The following is a 16,950-nucleotide window of genomic DNA, read 5'->3' as shown; positions in this document are numbered from 1 at the left end:
TGAATCGTCGGACCCGGTCCAGCCGTAGCTCCCTGCGTCCGCCGCTTCCCGGGCACCACCCCCCGCCCGTCCTCCTCCCGATGGCCCTCCCGTTCGCTGCCGCGCTTCGCGCGGCCCACCGCCTCGCGGTGTTCGTGACCGCGCTCGCCGCGCTGCCTTCGGACGCGGCGGCTCAGGCCGCGCGCGGCGACACGCTGCCCCGCCCCGCGCTGCGCGTGCTGCGGATCTCCGAGCCGGTCACGATCGACGGCCACTTGGACGAGGCGGTCTGGCGCCGGGCTGAGCCGGCAACGGACTGGATCCAGCAGGTACCGAACGCGTTGCAGCCGTCCTCGCAGCGCTCCGAGGCGCGGGTGCTCATCGACGGGAGCAACGTGTACGTGGGCTTCCGGCTCTACGACACGGCACCCGATTCCATCGGCATGCAGCTCGCGCGTCGTGATGTGGGCGACGTGTACGCCGACCAGGTCTGGGTCGGTTTCGACTCGTACGGCGATCGTCGCACCGCCTTCGCCTTCGGGGTGACGCCGCGCGGCGTGCAGCGTGACGGCTACGCGTTCAACGACGGCGACTTCGACACGCAGTGGGACGCCGTGTGGCAATCGGCGGCGCGGGTGGATTCGCTGGGCTGGACGGCGGAGTTCCGCATCCCGCTCTCGCAGCTGCGCTACACGGCCGGCGATTCGACGCGTGCCTGGGGCCTGCAGTTCCTGCGTATCATCGCGCGGCGCGGCGAGGAAGCCTACTGGAGCCCGCGCGATCCCACGCTGCCCGGCGACGTGTCGCGCTACGGCCTGATGACGGGCATGGGCGCGCTCGAGGGCAGCGTGCCCATCGAGGTGATTCCCTACCTACGCTCGCAGATGAATACGCAGCCGACGGAAGTGGGGAATCCCTTCGTCGACGCGCGCAACGGCGAGGCGGCGCTCGGTGCCGACCTCCGCGTGCGCCTGCCGAAGTCGCTCACGCTCAGTGCGACGGTGAATCCCGACTTCGGGCAGGTCGAAGCCGATCCGGCGGTGGTGAACCTCTCGGCGTTCGAAGTGTTCTTTCCCGAGCGCCGCCCGTTCTTCCTCGAGAACTTCGACACCTTCCGCTTCGGCGGCACGACGACGTTCAACGACAACAGCGCCCCGAACTTCTTCTACACGCGGCGCATCGGCCGCGCGCCGCAGCGTGGGTTGCCCGGCGACTTCACCGACATCCCCAACCAGACGCCGATCCTCGGGGCGCTCAAGCTGAGCGGCACGACACCCGGCGGTTGGGCGATCGGCGTGCTGAACGCCACGACGCCGCGCGAGACGGGCCGCTACCAACGTCCGGACAACTCGATCGCCCGCGATGCCGTGGAGCCGCTGACGAACTCGCAGGTGACGCGCGTGCGGCGCCTCCTGCGCGGCGGGTACACGACCATCGGCGGTTTCAACAGCTGGGTGGAGCGCGACTTGACCGACAGCGCACTCGCGGCACTCCTGCCGCGTCGCGCGCTCGTGAGCGGCATCGATTTCGAGCACGCCTGGGGCGACCGCGACTGGACCATCTCCGGCGTGGCCTCGCGCAGCGCCGTGTGGGGTGAGGAGTCGACCATGCTGCGCCTGCAGCGCGCGAACTATCGGTCGTACCAGCGGCCGGACGCCGGCCACCTCGCCGTGGATTCGACGCGCACGTCGCTCAGCGGCGGCTACTACGCGCTCTCGGTCGCCAAGACGTCCGGCCGCCTCACGGCGTCGGTGACCGCCGAACAGCTGGACCCGGGCTTCGAGAGCAACGACATCGGCTTCCAGACGCGCTCCGATTCGCGCTCGGTGAGCACGGGGATGTTCTATCGCCAGCCGGTGCAGACACCGCTGTTCCAGAACTGGGGCGTGGGCCTGTTCAGCACGGTGGCCGCGACCACCGCCGGCGAAAACCTCGAGCGGCGACTCGCCACGTTCAGCGAAGCGCGATTCCGCAACTTCTGGGGCGTGAACCTCGAGGCCAACGTCGAGACTGGCCGCTTCAACGATCGCCTGTTGCGTGGCGGCCCACTGGCGGCGCGACCGGTGTCCTCGCGCATCGAACTGGGCATCGAGTCGGACTCGCGCAAGCCGCTGATCATGGAGGCGGGCGTCGAGATCGCCGTCGATCGCGCCGGACGGCGGAATCGCGGGGTCGGCCTCGAGCTCGACTGGCGGCCGAGCGCGGCGCTGCGTCTGCGCGTCCAGCCCGAGTACGCGTGGAACGACATCGTCGACCAGTACGTGACGGCGCGCGACGACGCGTTGGCCACGACGACCTTCGGACGGCGCTACGTGTTCGCCGACGTCGAGCAGCGCGAGGCACGGCTCAACACGCGCCTCGACTGGACCTTCTCGCCGTACGTCTCGCTGCAGCTCTTCCTGCAGCCTTTTGCGTCGGCGGGCCAGTTCACGCGGTACAAGGAGTTCACGACGCCGCGGCAGTTCGACTTCGCGGTGTACGGCGTGGACCGCGGGACGGTGACACGTACGTTCGGCGACGTCGTCATCGACCCCGACGGCGCGGGCCCCGCGGCCGCATTCAGCTTCCGCGAGCGCAACTACACGGCGCGCGAGCTGCGCGGCAACGCGGTGCTCCGCTGGGAGCTGCGGCCGGGGTCGACCGTGTTCTTCGTGTGGCAGCAGCAGCGCGAGGGCTTCGTGGACGGCCGCGCCGACCTCGACGTGGGCGCGCAGCTGGGAGCGCTGTCCGGCGCGCCGGCCCGCAACGTGTTCCTCGTGAAGCTGGCGTGGTGGCTGGGGCGCTGAGCCCCGAGTGAACTTCGCGGCGGACGGCGCGGTATACTGTGGCATGCGCATCCGCCGCGGGTCCCGTCTGGCAGCCGCAGTCACGCTCGTGCTTGCCGCCCTCGGCTGCAACGAGGGCCTGCCGACGCGACCCGATGAGTCGCCGGTTCTCGTACTCGGAGAGGCGGTCACCGTGAACGGCGCGCGCGGCTCGGAGCAGGTCTATCGCCTCACGGTGCCGGAAGGTGGCGGAAAGCTGCGCGTCCTCATGGCAGGGTTCACGGGCGACGCAGACCTCGCGGTGCGATACGGCGCCGCACCGCAGCCAACGGAGTTCGACTGCGCCTCACAGTCATCGTTCCCGGTGGAAGAGTGCATCTTCGAGGCGCCCGAAGCCGGACTCTGGTTCATCAGTGTCCTGGGGTATACGGCGTTCAGCGACGCACAGCTGTCGGCGTCGCTACTGCCACAGGTCGGCGAACGCGCACTGGTGTCCGGGGTGGCCACGACCGGATTGAGCGGAAGCTCCGGCGACTTCGAGATGTTCCGCATCACGGTGCCGGCCGGAACCGACTCGCTCGTCGTCGCGCTCGACGCGACCGGCGACCCGGATCTGTACGTGGACTTCGAGCTCTTCCCACTGCTCAACGACTACACCTGCGCGTCCTTCACGGAGACGGGCAGCGAGCGCTGCATGATTCGATCGCCGGGCGCGGGGACGTGGATCATCCGCGTCGACGCGTACCTCGACTTCTCGGCCGGCACCCTAATCGCCACGGTGTATCCGGGCGCGGCGCCTTGACCCGCTAGAGCCCGACCAGCGTATCCACCGGCAGCGCGTCCTGCGCGCGCACGCGCTGCTCGTACGCCCCGCAGAGGTGGGCGATGCCGTTGGCGTAGTACGAGATGAGCTCGCGGCCGCGCGGCAAGATGACGAACGCGTCGCCTTCGCGATGCAGCACGCGCCGCATGCGCAGCATGCGATACGCCCGTTCGAAGGTCTCCCCCGCCTCGCGCTGCGGCTCGACCACCTCCGCGCCCTGCGCGATCAACACGTCGCGCAACTCTTCGATGCGCGCGAACAGTGCCTGCTCCTCCACGACTTCGCGGTCAAAGGTCTGCAGCGCCGCGCAGACCAACGGCACCGCGGTCACCGGGATCACGGCGCCGATGCGATGCATGAGGTCGTCGCAGAACCGCTGCACCTCGGCGAGGCGCTCGTGACGTTCGCGCGCGAAGAGCGGCGCGCCGCGTGCGGCCACGTCCGCCAGCCACGGCGCGACGGGAATCGGGTCGCCGACGACGACCGCCGCGCGGCCGTAGCGCTTCCACCGGCCGGTGCCGAGGCGCCCGAAGCTGCCGACCGCGAAGTTCAGCACCTCGCGGAACTGGGCCAGGCGCGACGGCGGCACGCCACCTTCCGTCGTGCGCAACTCGCGCAGCAACGTGCGGTCTTCCAACACACGATCGTAGTTGAGCCCGACCGGCACCACGTACATACGCTCGGCGAAGCCGGGCTCGCGCGCGGTGCCGAGCATGTAGTCGAGCATGCCGATCTTGGCGGGTCGCAGCCGCCCGTCGCGGGAGAGGCCGCCTTCGGGGAACAGGCCCTGCGTCACGCCATTGCGCGTAATGAGCTGCACATAGCGTTCGAGCACGGCGTGATACAGGGGCTCGCGATAGCGGCGGCGGATGAAGTACGAGCCGAAGGACTTGAACAGGTACTCGAGCGGGAACACGCGCGCCCATTCGCCGACGGCGTACGAGATCGCGACTTGGCCGGCGAGCCCATACGACGCGAGCACATAGTCCGCGTTCGAGCGGTGGTTCATCAGGTAGATGACGATGCTCTCGCGCGGCAGGGCCTCGAAGGCCTTGGGGTCGCGGATGCGCAGCGAGGTCTTGTAGAAGAGTCCGAGCGCCGCCTTGGAGATGGCGTAGCCGAACTGGTAGTACATGAAGAGGTTGAAGCTGGGAACGATCTCGTCGAGATACGTCTCGACGCGGCGCCACACCGGGGCGCGCGGTACACCGTGCTCGGTGGCATGTGCGTCTACGGCGGCGGCGATGCGTTCATCGGCGAGCAGCGACTGGACGATGTAGCGCTTGCCGGTGAGCTTGAAGCGATCGACGCGGGCCCGGAAGCGCAGCAGCGCCCGCCGCGCGAGGCGCGCCGTCCAGCGCCGCCAAAGCCAGAGCGCTGCCGCGGCGAGGGTCAGGAGACCCGCGAGCGGCAGCGCCCAGGATGGAACGGAGAGGCCTTGCATCGGCCTCAAACGTCCCGGTTGCGCCGCGCCGCGTCAAGATGACGCGACGCAGCGCGTCGGACTCAGTTCTTCGGCAGGATGACCGTGTCGATCACGTGGATGACGCCGTTCGACGCCTGCACGTCCGGCGTGACGACGGTGGCATCGTTGATGCGCACCTTGCCGTCGACGACACGGATGCTGATCGGCTGGCCCTGCACGGTGTTGGCCGACGTGAGCTTCACGACGTCCTTCGCCTCGACCTTGCCGGCCACCACATGGTACGTGAGGATGGCGCGAAGACGCGGAATGTCGTTGAGCAGCGCCTGCACCGTGCCAGCCGGGAGCTTGGCGAACGCGGCATCCGTCGGCGCGAAGACGGTGAACGGGCCGGGGCCCTTGAGCGTCTCGACGAGGCCGGCGGCCTGCAGCGCCGCGGCGAGCGTCGTGAACGAACCGGCTTCGACGGCGACCGTGACGATGTCCTTGGTGGACGCGGCCGGCGCAGCGGCCGGGCCGGTCATGGTGTGGCCCGCATGCTGAGCGGACGCAACGGTGCTGCCGAGGACGAGCGCGAGCGCGGCGATGGTGAATCGCATGACGTGAACTCCTGATGTGCTTGAAGAACGAGTGGCGCAGCCGCGAAGCGCGATGCGCGAGTGTCCTCTAAACACGAGGGGCGCCGCGTGGTTCCGTTAGGTGTTGATTAGCGCTGGACGTCGCGCGCCACGGTCCGGAACACGTCCACCGATGCGCCGCTGCGCGTCACGCGTCGATGACGAGGCGCAGGGTGTCACCCGCGGGGAGCGCGTGCCAGTCGGCGAGCAGCGCCTCACGTCGGTCACAGATCGCGGCGAGCGTGCGCTCATCAAGGTGTCTCGGAGGCGCCAGCCCTGCGTCGGCGAGCTTCGCCGTGAGTTGCGCGTTGAACTCGTCTGCCGACATCATCGTCTCGCCGGGAGCGGTCGTGCCGCGTTCGACATCGAGGAGACCGACGAGCGTCTCGGCCCACAGCGCCTCCGCGCCGAGCGGTCCCCGAGGATATGGCGGCAGGAAATCGTCGAAGTCCCAGCCCTGCGCGACGAGACCATAGAAGGCGTGGCGCAGGCCGAGCTCCGATTCGACGGCGAAGTGCGTGAGATCATGCGGCACGAAGAACGCGGCGTGGCGCTCCTGCCGTTGCCAGGTGCGCGTGCCGTCGGCGCGCCCGAGCGTCAGCGCCGTCCGCCCATCACCGTGCTTCTTGAGCAGCAGCGTGAGCACGTGCCGGCCTTACGCGTCGGCGCGACGCGCCTTGAGCTCCGCGAGCGCGGCGCGGGCCCCATCCGCCTCACGCGTGCCGGGAAACCCGTCGATGAGCCGGCGCAGCTCAACCATCGCGCGGCCGTCATCCCGCAGCGGGCCGAGGTAGAGGTCGACGATCTTCTGCTGGACGTAGCGGCGCGCGTCGGGTGTGCCGGTGCCGAGTGTACGCGCGGCGACGAAGCGCTCCAGGGCTGCATTGGCATCCTGGCGGAGCCGCAGGTGAAAGTCGGCGGCGCGCACGAGCGTCAGCACGCTCTGCGGATTCTCCGCGACGGCAGCGTCCCACGCGGCGGCGGCGCCATCCAGGTCGCCCTTGATCTCCAGCGCCTCGATATGCGAGAAGGTCGGCGTGTACTTCGTGGTGTCGCCGCTCGGTGAGTACACCGACGTGACCATCTGCGCGCCAGCCCCGAACGCCGCCCGGGCGATGCCGCGCCCGATGAAAAACGCCGCGGCGCCGCCGATCGGGAGGATCAGCGGGTTACCGGGCAGGTAGCCCTTCACCTGCAGCAACACCGTGAAGAACACTCCGAGCACGCCGGTGATGAGGCCGTGCAGCGTGCCGTCGGTGGTGAACCTCGCAGCGGCGTTGTCGGACGGATTGTCGTGGGAGTAGGCCACGCTCAATGTTGCCGCCGCGCGCGCCCGGACAGCAAGAGCGACCCTAGGGCAGCGGCAGCGGGTACTGCTCCGCCGTGCGCCACGGCAGTGACGGCCACCAGCGGTCGACGGACGCTCCTTCGCTCGGCGTCCACTGCGCGCCCGGGCGCAGCACGGCGATCGGCTGCGCCTCCCGCGCTGCCGCGACGAGGGCGCGTTCGATGGGCTCGGTCCATCCATGGAACGCCAGATCGAACGTGCCCCAATGCACGGGCAGGAACACGCCGGCGCGTGCGTCGCGCGCGGCGCGCACCGCGGCTTCCGGCCCGATGTGCACGTCGGGCCAGGCCTGCGAATACGCGCCGATTTCGATCATCGCGGCGTCAAAGGGCCCGAAGGCTCTGCCAACCTCTGCGAATCCGCCGAAGTACGAAGAATCTCCGGCGTAGTAGAACCGCCGCTGCGCACCGATCAGCGCAAAGCCGCACCAGAGTGCGCGATCGCGGTCGCCGAAGTGCCAGGCGCGACCACTGAAGTGACGCGCCGGCGTCGCGACGACGCGCAGGCCCCCGAGACGCACTTCCTCCCACCAGTCCATCTCCAGCACCTGCGCGGCGGGCACGCGCCAGCGCGCCAGGTGCGCGCCGAGTCCTCGCGGCACGATGAACCGCAGTCCGCGCGCGGCGAGTTGGCGGATGGCCGCGGCATCGAGGTGGTCGTAGTGATCGTGCGAGAGCAGGACGGCGTCGATCACCGGCAACGCGTCGAGCGGCAGCGGCGGTGCATGAAAGCGACGCGGACCAATCGCGCCGAGCGGCGACGCCCGCTCGGCCCACACGGGGTCGAGCAGGAAGCGCAGGCCCTCGATCTCCACGATGCTACTCGCGTGGCCGAGCCACGTGACGCGGAGTCCATCTGCCGGCGCTGCATGGAAATCGTCGGCGCGGCGCGGTACGATCGGGACAGGCGCCTGCGGGCGGGTGACCGCACCGCGCTCCGTCCACAATGCCGTCAGCACCCGCGCGATACTGGGCTGGCGGCTCGGCGGCGTGTTGAGATAGCGACCGCGCGCATCGCGGCGGGACACGAGAAGCGTCATGATTGCGCATCCATGGATGCGCAATCAAGCAGCGACGCCGATATTTCGTTCGCCCTCACCCCACTCGTGCCCAACGTCCCCAGCAGCAGTCGGCTCGCGCGGTGCGCGGGCCGCGCATTCCTTGCCGCCGTAGCGCTCGGCGCTTCGGCTTGCCGCACGGCGGGCCCGGCGGCTGCGTCCCCCATGCCGCAGGCGCTGCTGCCATACGCGGTGGTTGGCGGTGACACGCTGCGCGCCCATCGGTTTGCGTCGGCGGACCCAGCGCGCAGTGCCCGGCCCGCCGTGCTCCTGCTGCATGGCGGTGGCTGGTCAGCCGGCGACCCGAGCTGGGTGTATCCGGCGGCAGCCGCTTTCGCGGCAGGCGGATTCGAGGCCTTCGCGGTGGAGTATCGGTTAAGCGACAGCGTGGCGACGCCGCTTGAGGCGATCGTCGACGTGTGCGCGGCGCTGCGCTGGACGCGGCTGCAGGCAGACTCGCTGGGCGTGGACGCCTCGCGCGTGGCCGTCTACGGCGTGTCAGCCGGTGGACACCTTGCGGCCAGCACGGTGACGATCGGCTGTCCCGAGGCGCTGGCCGAGCGCGGCGCGGACGCCTTGCTGCTGCTCTCCCCGGCCGTGGATGTGGAAGGCGACGCGCACTTTGGTCGCCTGCTGCGCGGACGCGCCTCGGCGGCCGAGGTGTCGCCTGTGGCCAACGGCCGCGCGGACATGCCACCGACCGTGCTCGTCCAGGGCGCGGAGGATTCGCTGACGCCGCTCCGAGGGGCGCAGCGCTTTTGCGTGCTGCTCGCCGCGCAACGCCAGTCCTGCGATCTCCGCGTCTACGAGGGCCTCGGCCACCTGCTCACGCGCAATCTCGCCGAGCAGGAGAATGCCTTCGACCCCGACCCGCTCGCCCGTGCCGACGCGCTGCGGCATCAGGTGCGATGGCTGCAGCAGCTGTGGCCGGACACGGCCCGGCGCGAACGCTGATTCGGCATCGGGGGTTATTTTCCCAGCTATGGTCGCTGCCCCGGAGATCCTCGTAGTCGCTGCGACGCCTGCTGAGCTCGCGCCGAATCTCTCGTGCGCAACGCTGGTGTGCGGCGTGGGGCCCGTGGATGCCGCCGCACACGTGGCGGCGGTGCTCGCTGACCATCGGCCGCGGGCAATCCTGCATGTGGGCATCGCGGGAGCCCGGCGCGCAAGCGGGATCGGGCCTGCGGCATTGGTGATCGGCACAGCGGCGCGCTACACCGACCTCCGCGTGCCTGCGAAGTTCGCGCCTTCGGAGGTGTTGCCCGATGCGCAGCTTCTCGCCTGCGTCTCGCAGGCGCTGCCGGATGCCCTGCGCCTGCCGATCGCCACGGTGGCTCGCGTGGGCGGCAGCGTCGGCTGCGACGTCGAGGCGATGGAAGGATTCGCCGTCTTGCGGGCCGCGCAGCTCGCGGGCGTTCCTGCGATCGAGGTCCGCGCCGTCTCCAACGAGATCGAGGAGACCGACCGCAGCCGCTGGCACTTCGACCATGCGTTCTCGACGCTCGCGGCGATGACGCCGAGGCTCGTGGAGGCGATCGCCGCATGCGCACGCTGACGTTCGGCTACTCGCCCTGCCCCAACGATACGTTCGCGTTCCATGCGCTGGCGCACGGACTCGTCGGCATGCCGTTCCGCATCGAGCCGGTGTTGCTCGATATCGAAGAGCTCAACCGTCGCGCACACGACGGGGCGTTCGACCTGACGAAGCTCAGCGTCGGCGCCTTCGCCGCCGTGGGCGATCGCTACACGATGCTGCGCAGCGGTGCGGCGCTGGGGCACGGCGTCGGCCCGCTCGTCGTGACGCGCACGCCGATGTCGCTGGCTGAGGCGGTGCGAGGGCGCGTGGCGATTCCCGGCAAGGAGACCACGGCGTTCCGCCTGCTCCGGCTGGCCGCGCCCGAGCTGCGCGACACCGTGGAGCTGCGCTACGACAAGATCCTGCGCGCCGTCGCGAACGGTGAGGTGGACGCAGGACTGATCATCCACGAGAGCCGGTTCACCTATCACGAGCACGGGTTGCACAAGGCGCAGGACCTCGGTGGGTGGTGGGAGCGCGAGACGTCGCTGCCGGTGCCCTTGGCGGGCATCTGCGCGCGCGCCGATCTCGATGCCGAGACGCGCAGCGCCGCCGAGCGTGCGATCCGCGCCAGCGTGCAGCACGCGTTTGACCATCCGGATGCCAGCGCCGACTACGTACGGCAGCATGCACAGGAGATGAGCGCCGAGGTCTGCGCGCAGCACATCAAGCTGTATGTGAACGAGTGGTCGCTCGACGTGGGTGACGAGGGCCTGCGAGCGATCCAGCGCTTGGTGTCGGCCGGTGCCTGAGCCGATCGGTCGCCTCGAGGCCATCTGGCAGAAGCGCGCGCACCGCGGGCCGATGGACGCGCTCGACGCCGGCGAGCTCGTCGCGGGCCAGGGCTTGGCCGGCAGCGTCGGGCGCAGCACGCGGCGTCACGTGACGATCATCGAGCGTGAGGTGTGGGACCGCATGCAGGAGGAACTGCAGGCGGCGATTCCCTACAGCGCGCGGCGGGCGAACTTGATGATCAGCGGCATTCGCTTGGTGGAGACGCGCGACCGCGTGCTGCGCATCGGCGAGACGCTGGTGAGGATCGGCGGGCACACGACGCCCTGCGAGCGCATGGACGAGGCTTGTGACGGTTTGCGGGCGAGGCTCGCGCCGGACTGGGGCGGCGGTGCGTTCGGACAGGTGATTCGCGGGGGAACCGTTCGCGTGGGCGATCGTGTCGAATGGGCTCTCACCTCGGAGTCGTGATGACATCGGCAATCGCGTTCGGTTGGCCCAGGCGTCTCATCGCGCTCATCGCGCTCATCGCGCTCATCGGCCTGTCGTTTGCGCCGCGACCCGCAGCGGCACAGCGTAGCGACACGCTTCGGTTACCGCTGCTCTGGTCGGTGGTCGAAGGTGAGCACCCGACGGCGGATTCGCTCGGGAAGCTCACCGGCATCGCGGTGGATGCCCGCGGCAACGTGTACGTCTCCGACTTCGCCGAGCACAAGATCTGGGTGTTCGACATGCGTGGGCGGTCGCAGCGTGCGATCGGGCGGCAGGGACAGGGACCGGGCGAGTTCCTCGCGCCGACCGGCATCGCCATCGGACCGGATGGCAAGCTCTACGTGCGCGATCAAGGGCACGTCTCGCGCTTCGCCGCGGACGGGGCGACCGGCCGCTTGAGTCGCTACGAGACGCGGTACAACGGCGGCGCGATGAACGACTGGACGTCCACGCTGGCGAGCCGGTTCGACGCGCAGGGACGGCTGTACTATCCGAGCTTCAACGTGATGGACCAGAGCCGCCAGATGGGCGAATGGTGGATCTTCAGCCCCGCTGGGGCGCGCGTGGACTCGATTGCCGTGCCCGTGATCGAGAACGTGCCGTCGGGATGGGCGTCCGTGCGGCTGTCGGCGGGCAGCGGGCGCATCCTGCCGGGGCTGAACCGCGCGCCCTTCACCGGCATGCCGTCGTGGGACATCACGCCGCGCGGCACGGTGCTGTACACGAGCGGGCGCGAGTACGTGATCCGCGAAGTGGACCGCAGCGGGCGTCTCGTGCGGGAGTTTCGCCGTGCGACGCCGGCGCTTCGCATTCCGGCTGGCGAGCGGCGTGACTCCCTGGCGGCGCTGCGGCTGCGGCTGGACTCCATCGCGAACATTCCGCGCGCGCAGATCTCGGGGATCCCCGACGACGTGTGGGCACTGCGTCTGCCCGAGACCTACGCGCCGATCCTCGATGTGTTCGCCGCGCCCGATGGCTTGGTCTGGGTGCGGCGCTGGGTGCCGAACGGCCACGCGAGGAGCGTGTTCGACGTGTTCGAGGCGGATGGGCGCTTCAAGACAGTAGTCGAGCTGCCGGCGAACCTCGTGCCCGGTATCACGCCGGTGCTAACGCTCACTGCGGTGGCGGGGATCGGCAGCGATCCAGAGACAGGCGCCATGACGGTGCTGCGGTTCGGAGCGCGGTGAAGACGCCGCTGGCCTTCGACAACCGCTTCGTCCGCGAGCTTCCCGGCGACCCGCGCGGCACCAACGAGCGGCGCCAGGTACATGGCGCCGCGTGGAGCGCCGTGTCACCGACGCCCGTCGCAACACCGACGTTGCTCGCGCACGCGCGTGAGGTCGCCGAGCTCGTGGGTTTCGGTCCGGACGACCACACATCGCCGCGTTTCGCCGAGGTCTTCGGCGGCAACGCGCTGCTCACCGGCATGCAACCCTATGCGGCCTGCTACGGAGGCCATCAGTTCGGCCACTGGGCCGGCCAGCTTGGCGACGGGCGCGCCATCTCGCTTGGCGAGGTGGTCAACGCGCGTGGCGAACGCTGGGAGCTGCAACTGAAGGGCGCGGGCCCGACGCCGTACTCGCGCACGGCCGACGGCCGTGCGGTCCTGCGTTCGAGCATCCGCGAGTTCCTCTGCTCCGAGGCCATGCACCACCTCGGCGTGCCGACGACGCGCGCACTCTCCGTGGTGCACACCGGCGAGCCCGTGATGCGCGACATGTTCTACGACGGCAATCCGCAGATGGAGCCTGGCGCGGTGGTCTGCCGCGTGGCGCCGAGCTTCATCCGCTTTGGCAACTTCGAGATTGCCACAGCCCGCGGCGACGAGACGCTGCTGCGCCAGCTGGCCGACTTCACGATTGCGCGGGACTTCCCGCATATCGACGCGGCAGCCCCGGCGCGCTACGCGCAGTGGTTCCGCGAGGTCTGCGCGCGCACGGCGAGCATGCTCGTCCAGTGGATGCGCGTGGGCTTCGTGCACGGCGTGATGAACACCGACAACATGAGCGTGCTGGGGCTGACGATCGACTACGGCCCGTACGGGTTCCTCGACGACTTCGACCCGCACTGGACGCCGAACACGACGGACGCGGGCGGGCGACGGTACCGGTACGCGAACCAGCCGGCGATCGCGCAGTGGAACCTCGAACGTTTCGCCGACGCGCTGCGGCCGCTGTTCGCCGACATCGAGCCACTGAAGGACGGACTCGGCGCGTATGTCGACCGCTTCAACGCCGAATACCGCGCGATGTTGGCGACGAAGTTCGGATTCCCGGATTTCAGCGCGACGCACGAGGCCCTGGCACAGGAAGGGCTCGGACTCCTGACTGACGTGGAAGGCGACCACACGCTGTTCTTCCGTGCCCTCACGGAGTGGCAGGGCGAGGTGCCGCAGGATGACGCGGCGGCGGTGACGGCACTGGGGGACATGTTCTACGATGCGGCCAAGCGCGACGCGCAGACACCGGCGATGGCCGCATGGCTGCGACGCTGGCATGCCGCGCGTCACGCGCCGAGCGTGGACGTTGCGGCAACGCAGGCAGCGATGACGCGTGCGAATCCGCGATTCATCCCGCGCAACTATCTCGCGCAGCAGGCGATCGACGCCGCGACTGCCGGCGATGCATCAGTGCTGCACGACCTGCTCGACACCCTGCGGCGCCCTTATGACGCGCAGCCGGGGCGCGAGGCGTTCGCCGCCAAGCGCCCCGACTGGGCCCGGCACAAGGCCGGATGCTCGATGCTGTCCTGCAGCTCCTAGTCAGGGACGCGAGAGCCCCCGCCCTGCACTCCACGGTGCGCCTGCGGCCGACATCGCCGCATGCAGGCGACCGAAGTCGACATCGAGCAGCCTCTGAAGGTCGCGCTCGAGCGCCGTGAGCTCCGTCTCGGCCAACTCGGCCTCGCGCCGTTGCGTGGCCGTGGGCGGATACCGGTGCTCGTACTGCGCAGCAGCCCAGAGCCGCGGCGCGATGGCGTGCTCCTGCGGCTCGTCGAGCGACCCCCGCACCGGATCGCCGTTCAGTCGCCGTTCGAGCACGGCAACTGCAGCGGCGAGGGAGTCCACCTGCGCGTACAACGCCGGGTTCGGGCGCGCCGCCGCCGGAATCGAGGCCCGCGCGTGCCGGAGTTGCTCACGCGCGCTGCCGAGCTCACGGCCCGCCGCACCCACGCGCCGCTGCAGCGCGGCCACGCGCTGCTGGAAGGCTGCGACAACCGTGAAGTCCGGATTCCCAGGCACCGATGGCACCGGCTTCACCGCGAAGCGCTGGGCCTCGCCGAGCGAGCGCACGCCCGCAGCGGACACGAGGTGCAGTTGCGCCGTGTAAGTACCGGGCGTCGCAAGCGGCCCGAGCGCCTCGCCCGCCCACGGCGGACTGAAGGCCGGTGGATTCAGGTTGATGACGTCCGGGCTCGCGTGGCGGAGGTCCCAGTTGACGCGATGCAGGCCCGGGCGTGACGGCAGTTCGAGCATGCGCACCACGGTGCCCGCTTCATCCCGAATCGCGACGACGAGCCGCGGACTCGGTTCCGCACGTTCGCTGCGCAGGCGATCGAAGCCCGGGAAGGGGATGTCGGCATTGCGCTCTGCGAGCCGCCGCTCCTCGGCACGGCGCGTCTCCTGCGCCGTGCTGGGCATGGCGGCCACGTAGTACGTGAACAGCGCGCCGACCGGCGGGTTCTCCAGCGCGTAGTCATCGGTGCCGAGCTCCGGGCGCCCCGGCGCCTGTCCGACCTCGGCGGGCACGTACCACCAGGCATCGCGCACGGGGAGCAGCGTCGCGACGTCGGCGCGCGCGCCGGCGGCGATGGCGCGCAACGGCGTGTAGTCGTCGAGTACGAAGATGCCGCGGCCGAAGGTGGCCGCGACGAGATCGCGGTCGCGGGCATGCAGCTTGATGTCGCGCACGGGAATCGTCGGCAACGTGCCGAGGCGATGCCAGTTCGTGCCGGCGTTGGGTGACCAGAACACGCCCTGTTCCGTGCCGACGAAGAGCAGGCCGGACTCCGTGTCCTGCTGCACCGCCCACACGATGGCCCCGCGCGGCAAGTCGCCGGCGATGTTACGCCAGGTCTTGCCCAGATCCGCGCTCACGAACAGGAATGGTGTGAAGTCGCCGATCTTGTGCGCGTCGGCCGCGACGAAGAGCGTCTGCGCCGAGTGCTGCGAGAACTCGACGTCGTTCACGAACGAGAGCGGCGGCAGGCCGGGCAGCGTCGCGGCGCGTGTCCAAGTCGCACCACCGTCGCTGGTCACCTGGATGATGCCGTCATCGGTCCCGACGGCCAGCGTGCCCTCGGCCCGTGGCGACTCGGCGATGGCGGTGGTGGTGGCGTACTTCGACATCGCGCCGTGGTCGAACAGCGCGTCGATGCTCGGGGTGCGCCCGTAGAACTTCTGCGCGTATCGCGGCGCGCCGAGCGTCAGGTCGCCGCTGATGGCGGTCCAACTGTCGCCGCGGTCATCGCTGCGCCACACGCGCTGCGAACCGAAGTAGATGCGGGTCGGCCGGTGCGGGCTGACCAGCAGCGGTGAATCCCAGTTCCAGCGCTCCGGCGCGTCGGTGGCGGCGGGCTGCGGCTTGATCATCACCGTTTCGTCGTTGCGCCGGTCCTTCCGCGCGAGCATGCCCTCCTGCCACATGAGGTACATCAGGTCCGGGTTGCCGGGCTCGAAGGCCACGCCGTAGCCGTCGGCGCCGAGTGGCACGTACCAGTCTTGGTTGCGCACGCCCTCGCGATGCAGCGTACGCGACGGGCCGTGCAGCGTGCCGAGGTCCTGCGCACCGGCGAGCACGTCATAGAACGGCGAGCGGTCGTTGAGGGCGACCTTGTAGAACTGCGAGAGCGGGAGATTCGGGAAGTGCCGCCAGCGCTGGCCTTCGTCGAAGCTTTCGTAGAGACCGCCGTCGGTACCGACGATGAGGTGCCGGCCGTCGGCGGGATCGATCCACAGCGCGTGGTTGTCGCTGTGCTTGTCGTGGCCCGTCTCGAGGTTGGCGAACGTGCGCCCACCGTCGCGGGTGACGTTGAGGAACACGTCCATCTGGTAGACGAGGTCCGGGTCCGTCGGCGAGGCTTCGATCTCCTGGTAGTAGTGCGGGCCGGTGCCGCCGGAGATGTATGCGTTGCGGCGCTCGAAGCTCTCGCCGCGGTCCATCGAGGCGTAGAAGCCCCGCTTGTCGCCCGCGGCTTCGATCGTGGCGTAGAGCCGCGACGGGTCGGCGGGCGTGACGGCGAGGCCGATCTTGCCGATCTCGCCGGTCGGGAGCCCAACGCTCAGCTTGCGCCACGTGCGTCCGTTGTCGGTGGACTTGTAGATGCCGGAGCCGGCGCCGCCCGCGAGGAAGCCCCAGACGTGGCGGCGACGCTGGTAGGCCGCGGCGTAGATCACGTCGGGGTTCGAGGGATCGAACTCGAGGTCCGTGACGCCCGTGTGCTCGTCGATCTGCAGCGTGGCGGTCCACGTCGCCCCACCATCGGTGGAGCGATACACGCCGCGTTCACCGCCGGCCGACCACAGCGGACCCTCGGAGGCCACGAGCACCCGATTGCCGTCGCGCGGGTCCACGAGGATGCGCCCGATGTGCTGCGAATTCGCGAGCCCCATGCGCTGCCAGTTGCGCCCGCCGTCGCGCGAGCGGTACACGCCGTCGCCCCAGCCTACGTGGCGACCGCTGACGTTCTCGCCGGTGCCGATCCAGACGACATCTGGGTTGCTCGGGTCAAGCGTGATCTCGCCAATGGAGTACGATGCCTGCTTCTCGAAGATCGGCGCGAACGTCACGCCGCTGTTCGTGGTCTTCCAGACGCCGCCCGACCCGGCCGCCACGTACCAGGTGCGCGGATCGCGCGGATGCACCTCGACGTCGGCAATGCGGCCGCCCATCAAGGCCGGGCCGATGGGACGCATCGGCAACTCAGACGCGGCAGCGGGCGGCACCGCCGCGCCCTGTGCGGGCTGTTGGGCCGAGAGGCCGGATGGGAGCGCGGCCGCCACGAACGCGGCGGCAGGGAGGGCATGGCGCAGGGCGGAGCGAACTCGCATCGTCGGTACCTGGTGTGTGGACGTGGCCAAACTAGCCCTCGCCCGCCCGGTCTGCCATGCGGCGCTTCCGGCCAGCAGTAGCTTCCAGT

General features: G+C 69.9%; 14 protein-coding genes. 8 read left to right on the top strand and 6 right to left on the bottom strand.

The window, feature by feature from the left end:
• Positions 1 to 80 precede the first annotated feature (80 nt).
• Positions 81 to 2,765, top strand: a complete 2,685-nt coding sequence (locus Strain318_RS03550; RefSeq protein ID WP_367887153.1) for a DUF5916 domain-containing protein — start codon at positions 81 to 83, stop codon at positions 2,763 to 2,765.
• A 43-nt stretch (positions 2,766 to 2,808) separates the two neighbouring features.
• Complete coding sequence (locus tag Strain318_RS03545) at positions 2,809 to 3,546, top strand: PPC domain-containing protein (RefSeq protein ID WP_367887152.1); 738 nt, start codon at positions 2,809 to 2,811, stop codon at positions 3,544 to 3,546.
• A gap of 4 nt (positions 3,547 to 3,550) precedes the next feature.
• Here the strand turns inward: Strain318_RS03545 and Strain318_RS03540 are convergent, their stop codons facing one another.
• The 5 genes from Strain318_RS03540 to Strain318_RS03520 all read right to left on the bottom strand — a co-directional run bounded on the left by Strain318_RS03540 (position 3,551) and on the right by Strain318_RS03520 (position 7,994).
• Positions 3,551 to 5,011: a 1-acyl-sn-glycerol-3-phosphate acyltransferase gene (locus Strain318_RS03540; protein WP_367887151.1), complete on the bottom strand. Its 1,461-nt coding sequence runs from the start codon at positions 5,009 to 5,011 to the stop codon at positions 3,551 to 3,553.
• A gap of 62 nt (positions 5,012 to 5,073) precedes the next feature.
• Complete coding sequence (locus Strain318_RS03535) at positions 5,074 to 5,589, bottom strand: fasciclin domain-containing protein (protein WP_437436310.1); 516 nt, start codon at positions 5,587 to 5,589, stop codon at positions 5,074 to 5,076.
• A 166-nt stretch (positions 5,590 to 5,755) separates the two neighbouring features.
• Positions 5,756 to 6,253, bottom strand: coding sequence for a hypothetical protein (locus tag Strain318_RS03530; RefSeq protein WP_367887150.1), 498 nt, complete (start codon positions 6,251 to 6,253; stop codon positions 5,756 to 5,758).
• A 9-nt stretch (positions 6,254 to 6,262) separates the two neighbouring features.
• Entirely contained in the window at positions 6,263 to 6,916 is a 654-nt protein-coding gene (locus Strain318_RS03525) for a hypothetical protein (RefSeq protein WP_367887149.1), read from the bottom strand.
• A 43-nt stretch (positions 6,917 to 6,959) separates the two neighbouring features.
• Positions 6,960 to 7,994, bottom strand: a complete 1,035-nt coding sequence (locus tag Strain318_RS03520) for an MBL fold metallo-hydrolase (protein WP_367887148.1) — start codon at positions 7,992 to 7,994, stop codon at positions 6,960 to 6,962.
• A 183-nt stretch (positions 7,995 to 8,177) separates the two neighbouring features.
• Here Strain318_RS03520 and Strain318_RS03515 point away from each other — a divergent pair, with 183 nt between their 5' ends.
• From Strain318_RS03515 to Strain318_RS03490, 6 genes are read left to right on the top strand one after another with little or no spacing between them, the layout of a single operon-like run.
• The gene (locus Strain318_RS03515) at positions 8,178 to 8,966 is read left to right on the top strand and encodes an alpha/beta hydrolase (RefSeq protein ID WP_367887147.1); all 789 of its coding nucleotides are present in this window, start codon (positions 8,178 to 8,180) and stop codon (positions 8,964 to 8,966) included.
• Positions 8,967 to 8,994: 28 nt separating this feature from the next.
• Complete coding sequence (locus Strain318_RS03510) at positions 8,995 to 9,567, top strand: phosphorylase family protein (RefSeq protein WP_367887146.1); 573 nt, start codon at positions 8,995 to 8,997, stop codon at positions 9,565 to 9,567.
• Positions 9,555 to 10,340, top strand: a complete 786-nt coding sequence (locus Strain318_RS03505) for a 1,4-dihydroxy-6-naphthoate synthase (protein ID WP_367887145.1) — start codon at positions 9,555 to 9,557, stop codon at positions 10,338 to 10,340. The genes Strain318_RS03510 and Strain318_RS03505 overlap by 13 nt, the downstream gene beginning before the upstream one ends.
• The gene (locus Strain318_RS03500; protein WP_367887144.1) at positions 10,333 to 10,791 is read left to right on the top strand and encodes an MOSC domain-containing protein; all 459 of its coding nucleotides are present in this window, start codon (positions 10,333 to 10,335) and stop codon (positions 10,789 to 10,791) included. The genes Strain318_RS03505 and Strain318_RS03500 overlap by 8 nt, the downstream gene beginning before the upstream one ends.
• Complete coding sequence (locus Strain318_RS03495; protein ID WP_367887143.1) at positions 10,791 to 11,999, top strand: 6-bladed beta-propeller; 1,209 nt, start codon at positions 10,791 to 10,793, stop codon at positions 11,997 to 11,999. Before Strain318_RS03500 ends, Strain318_RS03495 begins: the two co-directional genes overlap by 1 nt.
• Positions 11,996 to 13,573: a protein adenylyltransferase SelO gene (locus Strain318_RS03490; protein ID WP_367887142.1), complete on the top strand. Its 1,578-nt coding sequence runs from the start codon at positions 11,996 to 11,998 to the stop codon at positions 13,571 to 13,573. The genes Strain318_RS03495 and Strain318_RS03490 overlap by 4 nt, the downstream gene beginning before the upstream one ends.
• Here the strand turns inward: Strain318_RS03490 and Strain318_RS03485 are convergent, their stop codons facing one another.
• Positions 13,574 to 16,861, bottom strand: coding sequence for a VPS10 domain-containing protein (locus tag Strain318_RS03485; RefSeq protein ID WP_367887976.1), 3,288 nt, complete (start codon positions 16,859 to 16,861; stop codon positions 13,574 to 13,576). It lies immediately after the preceding gene.
• Positions 16,862 to 16,950 lie beyond the last annotated feature (89 nt).

Origin of the sequence: Pseudogemmatithrix spongiicola (assembly GCF_030623445.1) — a bacterium.
Lineage (GTDB): Bacteria > Gemmatimonadota > Gemmatimonadetes > Gemmatimonadales > Gemmatimonadaceae > Pseudogemmatithrix > Pseudogemmatithrix spongiicola.
This window is presented reverse-complemented; position numbering and strand designations above follow the sequence as displayed.